The organism is Scandinavium hiltneri (genome assembly GCF_024764835.1).
GTDB classification, from domain to species: Bacteria; Pseudomonadota; Gammaproteobacteria; order Enterobacterales; family Enterobacteriaceae; genus Scandinavium; species Scandinavium hiltneri.
In genome coordinates this window covers 1-17,429 of record NZ_JALIGE010000070.1, presented here as the reverse complement: position 1 = coordinate 17,429, position 17,429 = coordinate 1, and the positions used below count along the sequence as shown (strand labels likewise).

Here is a 17,429-nt window from a genome sequence, read left to right as displayed (position 1 = left end):
AGCGGAATTCTGAAGATGGCTGAACCACGTTTCGTACACCTGCGGGTGCATAGCGACTACTCCATGATTGATGGGCTGGCGAAGACCGGACCGCTGGTGAAAAAGGCGGCCGCTCTCGGCATGCCTGCGCTGGCGATCACCGATTTCACCAACCTCTGCGGCCTGGTGAAGTTCTACGGTGCGGGTCACGGAGCCGGTCTGAAGCCGATTATCGGTGCGGATTTCCACGTTCAAAGCGAGCTGTTTGCCGATGAACTGACACAGCTGACGGTCATTGCCACCAATAACGAAGGCTATCAGAATCTGACGTTGCTGATTTCACGCGCCTATCAGCGCGGGTACGGCGCACAAGGGCCGTATATCGACAGAGACTGGCTGGTCGAGCAGAAAGAAGGACTGATCCTGCTTTCCGGTGCACGAATGGGCGATGTGGGCCGGGCGTTGCTGCGCGGCAACCTGGCGCTGGCCGAGCAGTGTGCGGCGTTCTACGAAGAACATTTCCCGGATCGCTACTATCTGGAGCTGATCCGTACCGGTCGCCAGGACGAAGAAAATTACCTGCACGCGGCGGTAAAACTGGCCGAAGAGCGCGGTTTACCTGTCGTAGCAACCAACGACGTGCGTTTTATTGATGCCAGCGACTTCGACGCACATGAAATTCGCGTAGCCATTCACGACGGTTTCACGCTCGACGATCCTAAGCGTCCGCGTAACTATTCGGCGCAGCAGTACATGCGTAACGAAGACGAGATGTGTGAGCTGTTTTCCGATATTCCGGAAGCGCTGGCCAACACCGTTGAAATCGCTAAACGCTGTAACGTCACCGTCCGTCTCGGTGAATACTTCCTGCCGCAGTTCCCGACCGGCGATATGACCACAGAAGATTTCCTCGTCGTGAAATCGAAAGAAGGTCTGGAAGAACGTCTTGAATTCCTGTTCCCGGACCCGGCCGTACGCGCTGAAAAACGCCCGCCCTACGATGAGCGTTTGGACATCGAACTTCAGGTTATTAACCAGATGGGGTTCCCGGGCTACTTCCTAATCGTAATGGAATTTATCCAGTGGTCGAAGGATAACGGCGTGCCGGTAGGCCCAGGACGTGGTTCCGGTGCCGGTTCGCTGGTGGCGTATGCGCTGAGCATTACCGACCTCGATCCGCTAGAGTTCGACCTGCTGTTCGAACGTTTCCTGAACCCGGAACGTGTTTCCATGCCCGACTTCGACGTTGACTTCTGTATGGAGAAACGCGACCAGGTTATCGAACACGTGGCGGAAATGTACGGACGTGACGCGGTATCACAGATTATTACCTTCGGTACGATGGCGGCGAAAGCGGTTATCCGTGACGTGGGCCGCGTGCTCGGTCACCCGTACGGTTTCGTCGATAGAATCTCTAAGCTGGTGCCGCCCGACCCGGGCATGACGCTTGCCAAAGCCTTTGAAGCTGAACCTCAGTTGCCGGAAATCTACGAGGCAGATGAAGAAGTTCGCGGGCTGATTGATATGGCTCGTCAGCTCGAAGGGGTCACCCGTAACGCCGGCAAGCACGCCGGGGGCGTGGTTATCGCGCCGACTAAAATTACCGACTTTGCCCCGCTGTACTGTGATGAATCCGGGCTTCATCCGGTGACCCAGTTCGATAAAAACGACGTGGAATATGCCGGGCTGGTGAAGTTTGACTTCCTGGGTCTGCGTACGCTGACGATCATCGACTGGGCGTTGAAGATGATCAACCCGCGCCGGGCGAAGCAGGGCTTAGAGCCGATTGATATCGCCGCTATCCCGCTGGAAGATAAGAAAAGCTTCGACATGCTGCAACGCTCGGAAACCACTGCGGTGTTCCAGCTTGAATCCCGCGGCATGAAAGACCTGATTAAGCGTCTGCAGCCTGACTGCTTCGAAGATATGATAGCCCTGGTGGCCTTGTTCCGTCCTGGGCCGCTGCAGTCCGGCATGGTAGATAACTTTATCGACCGTAAGCACGGGCGCGAAGAGATTTCCTATCCTGACGTACAATGGCAGCACGAAAGCCTGAAACCTGTACTGGAGCCGACCTACGGCATCATCCTGTACCAGGAACAGGTTATGCAGATTGCCCAGGTATTGTCGGGTTATACCCTTGGCGGCGCGGATATGCTGCGTCGTGCGATGGGTAAGAAAAAGCCTGAAGAGATGGCCAAGCAGCGCGGCACGTTCGAAGAAGGCGCAATTAACAACGGCGTCGATGGCGAACTGTCGATGAAAATCTTCGACCTGGTGGAAAAATTCGCCGGGTACGGGTTTAACAAATCGCACTCCGCGGCCTACGCGCTGGTTTCTTACCAGACGCTGTGGCTGAAAGCACACTATCCGGCTGAATTTATGGCGGCGGTCATGACGGCCGATATGGATAACACCGAAAAAGTCGTCGGGTTGGTGGATGAATGCTGGCGCATGGGGCTGAAAATTCTGCCGCCGGATATCAATTCCGGGTTGTATCATTTCCACGTCAATGACGAAGGGGAAATTGTATACGGGATCGGCGCGATTAAAGGCGTCGGCGAAGGCCCGATTGAAGCGATTCTTGAAGCACGTAATGAAGGCGGTTATTTCCGCGAGCTGTTTGACCTCTGCGCGCGCGTAGACACCAAAAAGCTTAACAAACGGGTGCTGGAAAAACTGATCATGTCCGGGGCGTTTGACCGCCTCGGGCCGCACCGCGCGGCGCTGGCAAACTCGCTGCCTGACGCATTAAAAGCGGCAGATCAGCATGCCAAAGCCGAAGCCATTGGCCAGGCGGATATGTTTGGTGTTCTGGCCGATGAGCCGGAACAGGTGGAACAGTCCTACGCCAGCTGCCAGCCGTGGCCGGAACAAATCGTATTGGATGGTGAACGGGAAACGTTGGGCTTATACCTGACCGGCCACCCGATCACCCAGTATCTCAGAGAAATTGAGCGCTATGTCGGCGGCCTGAGGCTTAAAGACATGCATCCGACCGATCGTGGTAAAGTGACCACGGCGGCGGGGCTCGTGATTGCTTCGCGGGTAATGGTCACCAAGCGAGGCAATCGTATCGGCATCTGTACGCTGGATGACCGTTCCGGGCGGCTGGAGGTGATGTTGTTCACCGACGCGCTGGATAAATACCAGCATTTGCTGGAAAAAGACCGCATACTTATCGTCAGCGGACAGGTCAGCTTTGATGACTTCAGCGGGGGGCTTAAAATGACCGCCCGTGAAGTTATGGACATTGACGAAGCCCGGGAAAAATATGCTCGCGGGCTTGCTATCTCGCTGACGGACAGGCAAATTGATGACCAGCTTTTAAACCGTCTCCGTCAGTCTCTGGAACCCCATCGTTCGGGGACAATTCCAGTACATCTCTACTATCAGAGGGCGGATGCACGCGCACGGCTGCGCTTTGGCGCGACCTGGCGTGTTTCTCCGAGCGACCGTTTACTGAACGAGTTGCGTGGCCTCATTGGGTCGGAGCAGGTGGAACTGGAGTTTGACTAATACAGGAATACTATGAGTCTGAATTTCCTTGATTTCGAACAGCCGATTGCAGAGCTGGAAGCGAAAATCGATTCTCTGACCGCCGTGGGCCGTCAGGATGAAAAACTGGATATTAACATCGACGAAGAAGTGCATCGTCTGCGTGAAAAAAGCGTAGAACTGACACGTAAAATCTTCGCCGATCTTGGTGCATGGCAAGTGGCCCAGCTGGCACGCCATCCGCAGCGCCCATATACCCTGGATTATCTGCGCCTGGCGTTCGATGAGTTTGACGAGCTGGCGGGCGATCGTGCCTATGCCGACGACAAAGCTATCGTCGGCGGTATCGCACGTCTGGATGGGCGCCCGGTGATGGTCATTGGCCACCAGAAAGGCCGTGAAACCAAAGAGAAAATTCGCCGCAACTTCGGTATGCCGGCTCCGGAAGGTTACCGTAAAGCGCTGCGCCTGATGGAAATGGCTGAACGCTTCAAAATGCCTATCGTGACCTTCATCGACACCCCGGGCGCATACCCTGGCGTGGGCGCGGAAGAGCGCGGTCAGTCTGAAGCGATCGCCCGCAACCTGCGTGAAATGTCTCGTCTGAAGGTGCCGGTTATCTGTACCGTTATTGGTGAAGGTGGCTCCGGTGGTGCGCTGGCGATTGGTGTGGGTGATAAAGTGAATATGCTGCAATACAGCACCTATTCCGTTATCTCTCCAGAAGGTTGCGCCTCCATTCTGTGGAAAAGCGCTGACAAAGCGCCACTGGCTGCTGAAGCCATGGGCATCATCGCGCCGCGTCTGAAAGAGCTGAAGCTTATCGATACCGTTATCCCTGAACCACTGGGTGGCGCGCATCGTAAGCCGGAAGTGATGGCTGCAAGCCTGAAAGCCCAGCTGTTGGCCGATCTGGAAGACCTGGAGGTGCTGAGCACCGAAGACCTGCTCAACCGTCGCTACCAGCGCCTGATGAGCTACGGCTACGCGTAAGCGTAAAGAGTGCTCCGAAAAAGCCACACGTCGTGTGGCTTTTTTTATACCTGCGGTTCAGCTGCGCTATGATTAGCACAGGTTTTTTTCCAGGAGGAATGCGTGAATATTATCGCCATCATGGGGCCGCACGGCGTCTACTACAAAGATCAGCCGATTAAGGACCTGGAAGCGTCGTTGACGCAGCAGGGATTCAAAATTATCTGGCCGCAAAACAGCGCTGACCTCATCAAGTTCATTGAGCAGAATCCGCGAATCTGCGGAGTTATCTTCGACTGGGACGAATACGGTGAAGAGCTGTGCCGCGATATCAATCAGCTCAACGAATATTTGCCGCTTTACGCATTCATCAACACCCATTCCACGCTGGATGTCAGCGTCAACGATATGCGCATGGCGCTGTGGTTCTTTGAGTACGCGTTGGGTGCGGAAGAAGACATCGCCACGCGCATATGCCAGTACACCACCGAATACCTCGACAACATCACTCCGCCGTTTACCCGGGCGCTGTTTAACTATGTCAAAGAGGGGAAATATACCTTCTGTACGCCAGGACACATGGCAGGCACGGCGTATCAAAAAAGCCCGGTGGGCTGCCTGTTTTACGACTTCTTCGGCGGAAATACTCTGAAGGCGGATGTCTCGATATCGGTGACTGAGTTGGGCTCACTGCTCGACCATACCGGCCCGCATCTGGAAGCGGAAGAATATATCGCCCGTACATTTGGTGCCGAGCAGAGTTACATGGTGACCAACGGCACGTCGACGTCGAACAAAATCGTCGGCATGTACGCGGCTCCGACGGGAAGTACGCTGCTGATTGACCGCAACTGTCATAAGTCGCTGGCGCATTTACTGATGATGAGCGACGTGGTGCCGCTGTGGTTGAAGCCGACCCGCAATGCGCTTGGCATTCTGGGCGGGATCCCGAAACGGGAGTTTACCCGCGACAGCATCACGCAAAAAGTCAGCGCCACTTTTGGGGCGGAATGGCCGGTCCACGCGGTTATTACCAACTCCACCTATGACGGTCTGCTGTATAACACCACCTGGATTAAAGAAACTCTCGACGTGCCGTCGATTCACTTCGATTCTGCGTGGGTGCCTTACACGAATTTTCATGCGATTTATGAAGGTAAAAGTGGCATGAGCGGCGATCGTGTACCGGGTAAAGTCATCTACGAAACGCAGTCCACGCATAAAATGCTGGCGGCGCTGTCGCAGGCGTCGCTTATTCACATCAAAGGCGACTATGACGAAGATACCTTCAACGAGGCCTTTATGATGCATACCTCGACGTCGCCGAGTTATCCGATTGTTGCCTCGATTGAAACCGCCGCGGCGATGCTGCGCGGAAATCCGGGTAAGCGCCTGATTAACCGTTCCGTTGAACGCGCGCTGCATTTCCGTAAAGAGGTACAACGTCTGCGCGAAGAGTCTGACGGCTGGTTCTTTGACATCTGGCAGCCTGAAAAGGTGGATGAAGCCGAATGCTGGCCGGTTTCGCCGGGAGAAGACTGGCACGGATTTACCGATGCCGATGCGGATCATATGTTCCTCGATCCGGTGAAAGTGACGATCCTGACGCCGGGGATGGATGAGCAGGGCAACATGAGCGAAGAGGGGATCCCGGCGGCGCTGGTGGCGAAATTCCTCGATGAGCGAGGCGTGGTGGTTGAGAAAACCGGGCCGTATAATTTGCTGTTCCTGTTCAGCATCGGGATCGACAAAACTCGGGCAATGGGCTTACTGCGTGGCCTGACGGAGTTTAAACGCGCCTACGATCTGAATTTACGGGTCAAAAACATGCTACCGGATCTGTATGCGGAGGATCCTGATTTCTATCGCAATATGCGCATTCAGGATCTGGCGCAGGGGATCCACAAACTTATCTGTCAGCATCAGCTTTCGCATCTGATGCTGCGCGCGTTCGACGTGCTGCCGGAAATGAAAATGACGCCGCATAAAGCCTGGCAGCGGCAGATCAAAGGTGAGGTGGAAACAATCCCGATAGAGCAGCTGGTGGGCCGCGTTTCGGCTAACATGATCCTGCCGTATCCACCGGGCGTTCCGCTGCTGATGCCGGGAGAGGTGATCACCGAGGAAAGCCGGGCGGTGCTCGATTTCCTGCTGATGCTGTGTTCCATTGGGCGTCATTATCCTGGCTTTGAAACCGACATCCACGGCGCGAAGCGTGATGAAGATGGCGTGTACTGGGTACGAGTCTTAAAAGAGGCCTGATGTCTTGCGTCAGGCGGCTTGCCACAGGTAACGTGCTGCGGATATCAATAAGGAGAAAACATGCTGGGTTTAAAACAGGTTCACCACATTGCCATCATCGCAAGCAACTATGCCAACAGTAAGGCGTTCTACTGCGATATTTTGGGCTTCACCCTGCAGGGCGAGTTTTATCGTGAAGAGCGGGATTCCTGGAAAGGCGATTTGGCGCTTAACGGCCAGTATACTATCGAGCTGTTTTCTTTTCCGTTTCCGCCTGCACGTCCATCACGCCCTGAAGCGTGCGGCCTGCGCCATTTGGCCTTTAGCGTGGATGACCTCGATGCTTCCGTTGCCCATCTCGAAACCCACGGTGTGAAATGCGAGGCGATTCGAATCGACCCGTTTACCGATCGCCGCTTTACTTTCTTTAACGATCCGGACGGACTGCCGTTGGAGCTGTATCAGCAATAACTCATGAGCCTGAAATCTGTCATCGACGCGTTACAGCCTTATCGACATTTTCTGGTCGCCTTCAGCGGCGGCCTGGATTCGACGGTGCTTTTGCATCAGCTGGCGTGCTGGCGAGAGCAATCACCTGACGTCACGCTGCGCGCTATCCACATTCATCATGGGCTGAGTGCGAATGCTGACGCCTGGGTTGCGCACTGTCAGCAGGTTTGTACCGGGCTGCAAGTGCCGTTGGAAGTGGTCAGGGTGACGCTGGCCAATGAAGGTCTTGGCGTAGAAGCTCACGCCCGTGAAGCGCGCTACGATGCTTTTCGGACGGCGTTGCAACCGGGCGAAGCGCTGGTCACGGCGCAGCATTTAGACGATCAGTGTGAAACGCTGCTGTTGGCGCTCAAGCGAGGTAGTGGTCCGGCGGGGCTGTCGGGCATGTCTGTAGAATCGGCCTTTGCCGGAACGACGCTACTGCGCCCGTTGCTCAATCTGCGCAGAGAAACGCTTGAACAGTGGGCGGCCGAACAACGGTTACGCTGGATTGAAGATGAAAGTAATGGCGACGACGCCTACGATCGTAACTTCCTGCGTCTGAGGATAGTGCCGCTCCTGACGGAACGTTGGCCGAATTTTGCCGATGCGGCAGCACGCAGCGCGGCATTGTGTGGTGAGCAGGAACAATTGCTGGATGAGCTGCTGGCTGAAGAATTGGCCAAGCTCACCGGTACGCAAGGGCAGCTCGCCATCGAACCGCTGTTGAAAGTGAGCGATTCCCGCCGCGGGGCCTTGATTCGGCGCTGGCTTGCGGGGCATCAGGCGATGATGCCGTCGCGTGCGATGCTGGAACGACTCTGGCAGGAAGTGGCGTTGGCGCGTGATGACGCGAATCCGCTGGTGCGCCTGGGCGATTTTGAAGTTCGGCGCTATCAGCAGCAGCTGTGGTGGGTCCCGACATACGAACGGCAAAATGCCACGCAGCTGGAGTGGGCTGACATGACTCAACCGCTGTTGCTACCCAACGGCGATACGCTTCGGTTCAGTGAGGGAAAAGATATCCGCGCGCCGCACGCCGATGAGCACGTCAGCGTACGTTATACCGCGTCCGGTACGTTGCATATTGTCGGACGCAGCGGCGGGCGTAAGCTGAAGAAAATCTGGCAGGAGCTGGGCGTCGCGCCGTGGCTAAGGGAAACCACGCCGCTGCTTTTTTATAATGAAACGTTAATTGCAGCGGCGGGATATTTTGTGACGCTCGACGGGCAGTGCAGGGAAGGGGACGTTGGTTTGGCAATTACCAGACAAAAAAACGGGCAGTAGCACTGCCCGTCTGCGGATTACTCTTCGCTTACCACCACGGTACCGATATCCGGGTGGCTAAAGCTGGCTATCTTGTCGAGTCGCAATTCACGGCTTTCGCCTGAGGTTTCAACGACAAGGTACTCAACGTTTTTGCGTGAGACTAGATCGTTTGCTTTCGCCTTCAGCACTTCGCCATCTTTCAGCTCCAGCGCCAAAACGAGATGGTTCTGACAGGCGAGTTCGAGATTGTCATAGTCATCACAGTTGATGGGTTGATAAGACTCATTCATTGACATAATCGCTCACCAGTAAGTTTGCCGCCGCAAAGGCCGCTTTTTCCCTGACCGACTCTGAAATCGCGTCATCTGACGCCACCTCATTCAATACTTTTAGCACACAACCCAGCGAATCAGGTATATATCCCAGGTCTCCGCTGGCGATTTCTGCATACCGCTTGCGTATTAACTCACAATACTTTTCCACATGCCCTCCTGTCAGCGTTCTGACTTAACTGTGGGATGCAAGTTTAAGCCTACGAAGATAAACTCTGTTTAGCAAGGTGACTATACCATACTCATTTAAGCAATATCAGCAGGATGAGCTGTCTTGCGGTGAATTGGCGACAGCCTTTTGCGGCTGATTTCGGTACAATGGCTGCCAATTTTCAGGAGTAAAATCATGGCGCTGAAAGCGACAATTTATAAAGCGGCGGTCAATGTTGCTGACCTCGACCGTAACCAGTTTCTCGATGCCAGCCTGACGCTGGCACGACATCCGTCAGAAACCGAAGAGCGTATGATGCTGCGCCTGCTGGCCTGGATCATGTATGCCGACGATCGTCTGCAGTTTACCCGTGGCCTGAGCGCGGATGACGAGCCGGAAGTGTGGCTGCTCAACGATCATTTGGGTATCGACCTGTGGATTGAACTCGGTTTACCCGAAGAACGCCGCATTAAGAAAGCCTGTTCGCGTTCGAAGCAGGTGGCGCTGTTCACCTACAACAGCCGCGCCGCGGAAATCTGGTGGCAGCAAAATCAGTCCGCGCTGGCCGGGTTCAAAAACCTGAGCATCTGGTACTTTGACGATACGCAACTGTCGCAGCTGACGGCGTTTGCGGCGCGCAATATGTCACTCCAGGCGACGCTTCAGGAAGGCACGCTGTGGCTGTCCGATGGTCAGAATAATCTGGAAATCGTCCCAACCAGCTGGCAGCAGTCGAAATGATTGTTATCTCCCAGTCGGTGTCTCTGGGCGATGAAGAGGTGGAGATCACCGCGATTCGTGCGCAGGGCAACGGCGGGCAGAACGTGAATAAGACCTCAACGGCGATTCACCTGCGCTTTGACATTCGGGCCTCCAGCCTGCCAGAGTACTACAAAGAGCGACTGTTGGCTGCCAGCCACCATTTGATTACCGCCGAGGGCGTGATAATCATTAAGTCGCAGGAATATCGCAGTCAGGAAATGAACCGTGAAGCGGCCGTCGCGCGGCTGGTCTCGGTGATTCAGACCCTGACCGTTGTACAAAAACACCGTCGGGCAACGCGCCCAACGCGGGCGTCGAAAGAGCGCCGGCTGGCGTCTAAGTCGCAGAAGTCATCGGTAAAAGCGATGCGTGGCAAAGTCCGGAGTTCTGGGGACTGACCCCAAATTGAGCCACATAAGGAAATTAAGGTGAAGAAGGTACTGGTGACCCTCGCAGCGATTAGCATGCTTTGTGCATTGCCTGGCTGTAATAACCGTTCAGATGAACAGACGCTAAAGGCAGGGCAGGACACCGCGCTGCAACCGATGCAGCAAAGCTGGCGCGGCATTCTGCCGTGCGCTGATTGCGAAGGAATTGAAACGTCGCTGTTCCTGGAAAAAGACGGTACCTGGGTGATGAATGAGCGTTATCAGGGCGTTACGCGTGAGCCTTCATCGTTCGGTTCCTACGGTACATGGGCCCGCACGGCTGAAAAGCTGGTGCTGACCGACAGCAAAGGCGAGAAGTCTTACTATCGTGCGAAAGGCGATAAGCTGGAAATGCTGGACAGCGAAGGCAATCCGATTGTCTCGACGCTGAATTACACGCTGGAGCCGGTGAAATCCAGCCTGCCAATCACGCCAATGGCGATGCGCGGGATGTATATCTACATGGCGGATGCAGCCGTCTTTACCGATTGCGCGACGGGCAAACGTGTAGCGGTGGCGAATAATGCCCAGCTGGAACGTGATTATGCTGCTGCGCGTGGCACGGAAAGCAAGCCTGTGCTTCTGACCGTTGAAGGGCATTTCACGCTGGAAGCGAATCCGGATACTGGCGAACAGGTGAAAACCCTGAAAGCCGATAAAGACGCGAAGTTCTTGCCGGGTAAAGCGTGCGGTAACTGAAGCAGAACGTAAACTGCAGATAAAAAAATGCCAGCCGCATAATGGGCTGGTATTTTTTATGCCTGAAGGGCAGCAGACTTAGCCTTTAATCGACTGAACCAGGTAGTTGAGGATGTCCCCGGTTTTGATCATCTGCTTTTCGCCGTTGCGACGGTATTTGTATTCAATTTCGTCGCTGTCGAGGTTACGGTCGCCGATGACCACGGTATGTGGAATACCGATCAGTTCCATATCGGCAAACATCACGCCCGGACGCTCTTTACGATCGTCCATCAGCACTTCAATACCCTGAGCGCGCAGCTCGGCGTACAGTTTCTCGGCCAGTTCCTGAACGCGATAGGATTTGTGCATGTTCATTGGCAGGATTGCAACCTGGAACGGAGCAATGTTGTCCGGCCACACGATGCCGCGCTCGTCGTGGTTCTGCTCGATAGCCGCTGCAACCACGCGGGTCACACCGATACCGTAACAGCCCATGGTCAGAGTCTGGTTACGACCGTCTTCACCCTGTACAGAGGCTTTCATCGCTTCGGAATACTTGGTCCCGAGCTGGAAGATGTGACCGACTTCGATCCCGCGCTTGATAAGCAGCGTGCCTTGACCGTCTGGGCTTGGATCGCCTGCCACCACATTACGGATATCAGCCACTTCCGGAGTCGCTACATCGCGGTCCCAGTTGATGCCGAAGTAGTGTTTACCGTCGATGTTTGCGCCAGCGGCGAAATCGCTCATTGCGGCAACGGTACGGTCGATAACCACGGGAATGGTCATGTTGACCGGACCGAGGGAACCCGGGCCGGCATTGACGATGGCACGAATTTCAGCTTCGGTTGCGAAAGTCAGCGGGCTGGCAACCTGGGCCAGTTTTTCTGCTTTCACTTCGTTCAGTTCGTGATCGCCACGCACCAGCAGCGCAACCAGCGGGTACGCGCTGTCTTCAACCGCTTTCACCAGTAGAGTTTTAACGGTTTTCTCAATCGGCAGATTAAACTGCTCAACCAGCTCGGCGATGGTTTTTGCGTTTGGCGTTTCAACCAGCGTCATTTCCTGGGTAGCCGCCGCACGTGGTGCTTTTGGTGCCAGCGCTTCAGCAAACTCAATGTTTGCTGCGAAGTCAGAAGAGTCAGAGAAGATAACGTCATCTTCACCGCTGGACGCCAGTACCTGGAATTCGTGAGATGCGCTACCGCCGATAGAACCGGTATCAGCCTGAACAGCACGGAAATCCAGACCCATACGGCTGAAGATTTTGCTGTAAGCCGCGTACATCGCGTCATACGTTTCCTGCAGGGATTCCTGAGACGTATGGAACGAGTAGGCGTCTTTCATGATGAATTCACGGGAGCGCATCACACCAAAACGGGGACGAACTTCATCACGGAATTTGGTCTGGATCTGATAGAAGTTCAGCGGCAGCTGTTTGTAAGAGCTCAACTCGTTACGAATCAGGTCGGTGATGACTTCTTCATGCGTTGGGCCGAGAACAAATGGACGATCGCCGCGATCGACAAAACGCAGCAGCTCAGGACCGTACTGCTCCCAGCGACCGCTCTCCTGCCACAGGTCAGCAGGCTGAACCACGGGCATGGACACCTCGATTGCACCGGCGTTATCCATTTCTTCACGCACGATGTTTTCGACTTTTTTCAGGACGCGCAGGCCGGTCGGCAGCCAGGTGTACAACCCGGAAGCGAGCTTACGAATCATCCCGGCGCGCAGCATCAGCTGGTGGCTGATAACCTCGGCATCGGCAGGTGTCTCCTTCAGCGTGGAGAGCAAGTATTGACTAGTACGCATGTTATTACGGTTCCATTTGAACGATCGGCACTGGCGGGAAAGCCCGCCAGATACAAAAAAAGTGGTTTAGTTTATCAGCCTGGCAGAGTTGTCAAAAGAGAGGAGAAGAAAATTAGCGCGCTTCCAGAGCAAAGACTTCGAACCCGGCGTCGGTGACGCGCCAGCGAACGTTAAAATCATGCAGCCAGACGGCGTAAGTTTTTCCTGTCTCCTCCCCTTTACGGTAGGCCGGACGCGGGTCCTGAGCCAGTACATCCATTATAAAGGCGCGAAGATGAGGATAACGCTTTTCAAGTGACGGAAATGCGCTTTCGAGTTCTGCGGTGAAGCTGACGTTCACGCTGGCAACCGGTGCCTGCTGCGCGTAGCTCGCCTGGGCATCCGGTAGCGCTTCGGCAAACGGCAGATACGGTTTGATATCCACCACTGGCGTGCCGTCTACTAAGTCCAGACTGCCAAGCTGCAGAATGACCTGATCTTTATGACAGCGAATGTCTTTTAGTTCGACCAGTGACATCCCGACAGGGTTAGGACGGAAAGTGGAGCGGGTTGCAAACACGCCCATTCTTGCATTTCCGCCAAGACGGGGAGGGCGAACGGTCGGACGCCAACCGCCTTCCATGGTTTGATGAAACACGAACAGCACCCAGAGGTGGCTGAAGGCTTCAAGACCGCGAACGGCATCTGGCTGATTATATGGGGGCAGCAAGTGAAGTTCGCCGTTACCGTGTTGCACCAGACCAGGCTGGCGCGGAACGGCAAACTTCTCTTTATAGGGCGAGCGGATAACGCCTATCTGCTCAAAGGAAAATGCACTCATTTCGCCGAAACGTTGAGGGCACTTCCGAGGCAAACGGCCTGGCGATAGCAGCCTGGGGTGCCGCTGGTGACTTCACAGCTATGCAGCAGAACCGCGTTGGCTTTCATTTTCGCAGCGTTAATTTGCAGACGCTTACGGGCGGTTGGGATATTCGGTGGAGAATCCTGGTTTGATGCCTGGCAGGATTCGCCACTGACTTCGCCGAGATCGCGGAACGGTTTGCCAAGCAGGTCTTCGGCGCTGTTATAGATTTTTACCGGGGCAGGGCGCGGTGCTTTCGGTTTGGCAGGCTCGGTTTTTGGCGGAGTTGCGGTGCTTTGTACAGGTTCTACGGGAGATCTGTTTAACATGGAACAGCCGCTCAGGATGAGCGCTACAAAACAGATCGGTAAAGCACGCATAGTATTTCCTCAATGTATTAAAAAGCCGAACTTATTGAATCAGCTGCCCGCCAAAATGACAAGACGGGCAAAAGCCCGTCCTGAATGATATTACTTTGTGAAAAGATTACCAGCCTTTAACCGCGCCACCGTTGAAGATCTTGTTGGCGGCTTCGTAGACTTCGTCAGAGTTATACGCTTCGACGAATTTCTTCACGTTTTCCGCGTCTTTGTTGTCTTCACGGCTCACGATCAGGTTTACGTACGGGGAGTCTTTGTCTTCAACAAAGATGCCGTCTTTCGCTGGAGTCAGGCCAATCTGGCTTGCGTAAGTGGTGTTGATAACGGCCAGTGCAATCTGAGCATCGTCGAGGGAACGTGGCAGCTGCGGGGCTTCCAGCTCAACAATTTTCAGGTTTTTTGGGTTCTCGGTAATGTCCAGAGAGGTCGGCAGCAGACCAACACCTTCTTTCAGTTTGATCAGGCCCACTTTCTGCAGCAGCAGCAGGGAACGACCGAGGTTGGTTGGATCGTTAGGCACGGCAACCTGAGAACCCGGCTGGAGTTCGTCCAGAGATTTGATTTTTTTAGAGTAGCCAGCAATTGGATAAACGAAGGTGCTGCCGACTGGAACCAGTTTGTAACCGCGATCTTTGATCTGCTGATCCAGGTATGGTTTGTGCTGGAAGGCGTTGGCGTCAATGTCGCCTTTGCTCAGTGCTTCGTTAGGCAGGACGTAGTCGTTGAAGGTCACGAGTTCAACGTCAAGGCCATACTTCTCTTTTGCTACTTTTTGAGCAACTTCAGCAACCTGCTGTTCTGCACCCACGATCACACCGACTTTAATATGGTTAGGGTCTTTCTGATCCGGACCACAACCCACCAGTGCCAGAGAACCAATCAGGGCACCCACGGCCGCAAAGGTTTTTAACTTGAACGCCATTTTCTTTCCTTAACTCTTAGAGTTGTATGTTGTGTGTAACGTTACTTGTGAGTGACAGCCCGGACGATACGATCGCCAGAGAATTGAATTAAATAAACCAGAACAACCAGTAATACCAGCACGGTATTCATTACCGTGGCGTTATAGCCGATGTAACCGTACTGATAGCCAATCTGACCCAGACCCCCGGCACCGACGGCACCGCCCATCGCGGAGTAACCGACCAGAGTGATGAGCGTAATGGTGGCCGCGTTTACCAGACCCGGGAGTGCCTCTGGCAACAGGACTTTGCGAACGATCTGCATGACCGTGGCACCCATTGCGCGGGAAGCTTCAATCAGGCCGGTCGGGATTTCCAGCAGGGCGTTTTCCACCATACGGGCGATAAACGGTGCTGCACCTACGGTCAGCGGAACGATCGCTGCCTGCAGGCCGATAGAGGTTCCGACAATCACGCGAGTAAATGGAATCATCCATACCAGCAGAATAATGAATGGAATAGAACGGAAGATATTCACCAGCGCAGAGAGAATACCGTACAGCTTCACGTTCTCAGCAATCTGGCCTGGACGTGTGACATACAGCAACACGCCCACAGGCAGACCCAATACGAAACCAAAGAAACCAGAAACAAAGGTCATTGCCAACGTTTCCCAAACGCCACGCGCCAGTAACCACATCATCGGCTCAGACATAACCCAGTACCTCTACTTTCACATGGTGTTCTTGCAGCCAGGCAATGGCGGCTTGCGTATCTTCGTGTGTGCCGTGCATTTCAGTCAGCATAATGCCGAACTTCACGCCGCCGGCGTAATCCATCTGTGCACTAATAATGTTGTTATTCACATTAAAGAGGCGGGCGGTTTCTGACAGCAGAGGTGCATCGACGGACTGGCCGGTAAATTCCATACGCAGCATTGGCACGCTGTCCGCCAGCTGTTCTGGTTTCAGGCGAGTCAGATAGTCTTCCGGAATGTCCAGGTGCAGCGTGGACTGAATGAATTGCTGTGCCAGTGGCGTTTTCGGATGAGAGAACACTTCACTCACCGTATCCTGCTCGATCAACTCACCGTTACTGATAACAGCCACGCAGTCACAGATGCGCTTAACCACGTCCATTTCGTGGGTGATAAGCAGAATGGTCAGGCCGAGGCGACGGTTAATATCTTTCAATAACTCGAGAATAGAACGGGTAGTGGCCGGATCCAGTGCGCTGGTGGCTTCATCACACAGCAGAACTTTTGGATTGCTTGCCAGTGCACGGGCGATGGCCACGCGCTGTTTCTGACCACCGGAAAGGTTCGCCGGGTAGCTGTCGTGTTTATCTGACAAACCAACCAGTTCCAGCAGTTCCGTCACGCGACGCTTCACTTCTTCTTTAGAGGTGTTGTCCAGCTCAAGCGGTAGGGCAACGTTGCCGAAAACGGTACGTGATGCCAGCAGGTTAAAATGCTGGAAAATCATGCCAATCTGGCGACGTGCTTTGGTTAACTGTGATTCGGAAAGGGCAGTTAAGTCCTGCCCATCAACAAGAACGCTTCCCTGGGTTGGGCGCTCGAGTAAATTGACGCAGCGGATCAGCGTGCTCTTACCTGCACCTGATGCTCCGATGACGCCGTAAATTTGCCCTGCAGGCACATGCAGGCTGACGTTATTCAACGCCTGAATGCTTTTATTGCCTTGCTGGAACACTTTGGTGATATTCGAAAGTTTTATCATTAGCTATTTATTATCGTTTGGTGATTTGCCGTGGAATTTTGTGCTGCTGCAGAGGTGCAGCGACTATCAATGAAATGGATGTTAAGGCATCCAGACGTCTAAATCAATCCGGGAGGGCAATAATGAGCACTTTATTGGCGCAGGAAAAATGAGATACTAGCGCCACAAGCCTTACTCAGGAGCAAACCGGTGGCAAAAACCGTACCCGCTATTTTTTTAGACCGTGATGGCACTATTAATGTCGATCATGGTTACGTCCACGAAATCGACGCATTCGAATTTATCGATGGCGCCATTGACGCTATGCGTGAGCTAAAAGAGATGGGCTATGCGCTGGTGTTGGTGACCAACCAGTCCGGAATTGCACGTGGCAAATTTACCGAAGCGCAGTTTGAAACATTAACTGAGTGGATGGACTGGTCGCTGGCCGATCGTGGTGTTGATCTGGATGGCATCTATTTCTGTCCGCATCATCCGCAAGGAACAGTAGAAGAGTACCGCCAGGTCTGCGATTGCCGTAAGCCACATCCGGGAATGTTGATTTCTGCCCGTGATTTCCTTCATATCGATATGGACGCCTCCTTTATGGTTGGCGACAAAATAGAGGATATGCAGGCGGCCACAGCTGCAGGCGTGGGTACTAAAGTATTAGTGCGTACCGGCAAGCCAGTGACCGATGAGGCGGAAAATGCAGCGGATTGGGTGCTTGATAGCCTTGCTGCGCTGCCTGCAGCCATCAAAAAGCAGAATAAGTAAGCGTTCAGGCGAAAAGGTGAGCGGTTGAAATAAAAATGCATTTTTCCGCTTGTCATTCTTCAGCAGCTCCCTATAATGCGCCTCCATCGACACGGAACATGTGAACAACTTCACAGTGTACCGGCGGCGATGAGAGTTAAAAATCCTGAAATTAAGGGTTGACTCTGAAAGAGGAAAGCGTAATATACGCCACC

Annotated in this window: 17 protein-coding genes; 9 read left to right on the top strand and 8 right to left on the bottom strand. The window is 54.0% G+C overall.

What is annotated here, in order from left to right:
* Positions 1 to 15 precede the first annotated feature (15 nt).
* From dnaE to tilS, 5 genes are all read left to right on the top strand, one after another.
* Positions 16 to 3,498: a DNA polymerase III subunit alpha gene (gene dnaE, locus MUU47_RS05975; RefSeq protein ID WP_258987285.1), complete on the top strand. Its 3,483-nt coding sequence runs from the start codon at positions 16 to 18 to the stop codon at positions 3,496 to 3,498.
* Positions 3,499 to 3,510: 12 nt separating this feature from the next.
* Entirely contained in the window at positions 3,511 to 4,470 is a 960-nt protein-coding gene (gene accA / locus MUU47_RS05970; protein WP_258987284.1) for an acetyl-CoA carboxylase carboxyl transferase subunit alpha, read from the top strand.
* Between the two features lie 102 nt (positions 4,471 to 4,572).
* Positions 4,573 to 6,711 (top strand): lysine decarboxylase LdcC, encoded by a 2,139-nt coding sequence (locus MUU47_RS05965; RefSeq protein WP_258987282.1) that lies wholly within the window; start codon positions 4,573 to 4,575, stop codon positions 6,709 to 6,711.
* A 60-nt stretch (positions 6,712 to 6,771) separates the two neighbouring features.
* Positions 6,772 to 7,161 carry a VOC family protein gene (locus tag MUU47_RS05960; RefSeq protein ID WP_258987281.1) on the top strand — a complete coding sequence of 130 codons (390 nt, stop codon included), beginning with the start codon at positions 6,772 to 6,774 and terminating at the stop codon, positions 7,159 to 7,161.
* A gap of 3 nt (positions 7,162 to 7,164) precedes the next feature.
* Positions 7,165 to 8,466 (top strand): tRNA lysidine(34) synthetase TilS, encoded by a 1,302-nt coding sequence (gene tilS, locus MUU47_RS05955; protein ID WP_258987280.1) that lies wholly within the window; start codon positions 7,165 to 7,167, stop codon positions 8,464 to 8,466.
* A gap of 17 nt (positions 8,467 to 8,483) precedes the next feature.
* Here the strand turns inward: tilS and rof are convergent, their stop codons facing one another.
* Complete coding sequence (gene rof / locus MUU47_RS05950; protein ID WP_110510858.1) at positions 8,484 to 8,744, bottom strand: Rho-binding antiterminator; 261 nt, start codon at positions 8,742 to 8,744, stop codon at positions 8,484 to 8,486.
* The gene (locus MUU47_RS05945; RefSeq protein ID WP_110510859.1) at positions 8,731 to 8,931 is read right to left on the bottom strand and encodes a YaeP family protein; all 201 of its coding nucleotides are present in this window, start codon (positions 8,929 to 8,931) and stop codon (positions 8,731 to 8,733) included. The genes rof and MUU47_RS05945 overlap by 14 nt, the downstream gene beginning before the upstream one ends.
* Positions 8,932 to 9,126: 195 nt before the next feature.
* Between MUU47_RS05945 and MUU47_RS05940 the strand changes: the two genes are divergently transcribed.
* From MUU47_RS05940 to nlpE, 3 genes are read left to right on the top strand one after another with little or no spacing between them, the layout of a single operon-like run.
* Positions 9,127 to 9,672, top strand: a complete 546-nt coding sequence (locus MUU47_RS05940; RefSeq protein ID WP_258987279.1) for a YaeQ family protein — start codon at positions 9,127 to 9,129, stop codon at positions 9,670 to 9,672.
* Positions 9,669 to 10,091, top strand: coding sequence for an alternative ribosome rescue aminoacyl-tRNA hydrolase ArfB (arfB, locus tag MUU47_RS05935; protein ID WP_258987278.1), 423 nt, complete (start codon positions 9,669 to 9,671; stop codon positions 10,089 to 10,091). The genes MUU47_RS05940 and arfB overlap by 4 nt, the downstream gene beginning before the upstream one ends.
* Positions 10,092 to 10,121: 30 nt before the next feature.
* Complete coding sequence (nlpE, locus tag MUU47_RS05930; RefSeq protein ID WP_258987277.1) at positions 10,122 to 10,820, top strand: envelope stress response activation lipoprotein NlpE; 699 nt, start codon at positions 10,122 to 10,124, stop codon at positions 10,818 to 10,820.
* Between the two features lie 78 nt (positions 10,821 to 10,898).
* Here nlpE and proS read toward each other — a convergent pair whose 3' ends face one another.
* The 6 genes from proS to metN all read right to left on the bottom strand — a co-directional run bounded on the left by proS (position 10,899) and on the right by metN (position 16,479).
* Complete coding sequence (gene proS / locus MUU47_RS05925) at positions 10,899 to 12,617, bottom strand: proline--tRNA ligase (protein WP_258987275.1); 1,719 nt, start codon at positions 12,615 to 12,617, stop codon at positions 10,899 to 10,901.
* Positions 12,618 to 12,729: 112 nt separating this feature from the next.
* A complete protein-coding gene (gene tsaA, locus MUU47_RS05920) occupies positions 12,730 to 13,437 on the bottom strand; it encodes a tRNA (N6-threonylcarbamoyladenosine(37)-N6)-methyltransferase TrmO (RefSeq protein ID WP_258987274.1) in 708 nt (235 codons plus the stop codon).
* Complete coding sequence (gene rcsF, locus MUU47_RS05915) at positions 13,434 to 13,838, bottom strand: envelope stress sensor lipoprotein RcsF (protein WP_258987273.1); 405 nt, start codon at positions 13,836 to 13,838, stop codon at positions 13,434 to 13,436. The genes tsaA and rcsF overlap by 4 nt, the downstream gene beginning before the upstream one ends.
* Before the next feature lie 106 nt (positions 13,839 to 13,944).
* On the bottom strand, positions 13,945 to 14,760 hold the full coding sequence (locus tag MUU47_RS05910) for a MetQ/NlpA family lipoprotein (RefSeq protein WP_258987271.1): 816 nt from the start codon (positions 14,758 to 14,760) through the stop codon (positions 13,945 to 13,947).
* A gap of 41 nt (positions 14,761 to 14,801) precedes the next feature.
* Entirely contained in the window at positions 14,802 to 15,455 is a 654-nt protein-coding gene (locus tag MUU47_RS05905) for a methionine ABC transporter permease MetI (RefSeq protein ID WP_110510867.1), read from the bottom strand.
* Complete coding sequence (metN, locus tag MUU47_RS05900) at positions 15,448 to 16,479, bottom strand: methionine ABC transporter ATP-binding protein MetN (RefSeq protein ID WP_258987270.1); 1,032 nt, start codon at positions 16,477 to 16,479, stop codon at positions 15,448 to 15,450. Before metN ends, MUU47_RS05905 begins: the two co-directional genes overlap by 8 nt.
* A gap of 189 nt (positions 16,480 to 16,668) precedes the next feature.
* Between metN and gmhB the strand changes: the two genes are divergently transcribed.
* Positions 16,669 to 17,235: a D-glycero-beta-D-manno-heptose 1,7-bisphosphate 7-phosphatase gene (gene gmhB / locus MUU47_RS05895; protein ID WP_258987269.1), complete on the top strand. Its 567-nt coding sequence runs from the start codon at positions 16,669 to 16,671 to the stop codon at positions 17,233 to 17,235.
* Positions 17,236 to 17,429: the final 194 nt, after the last annotated feature.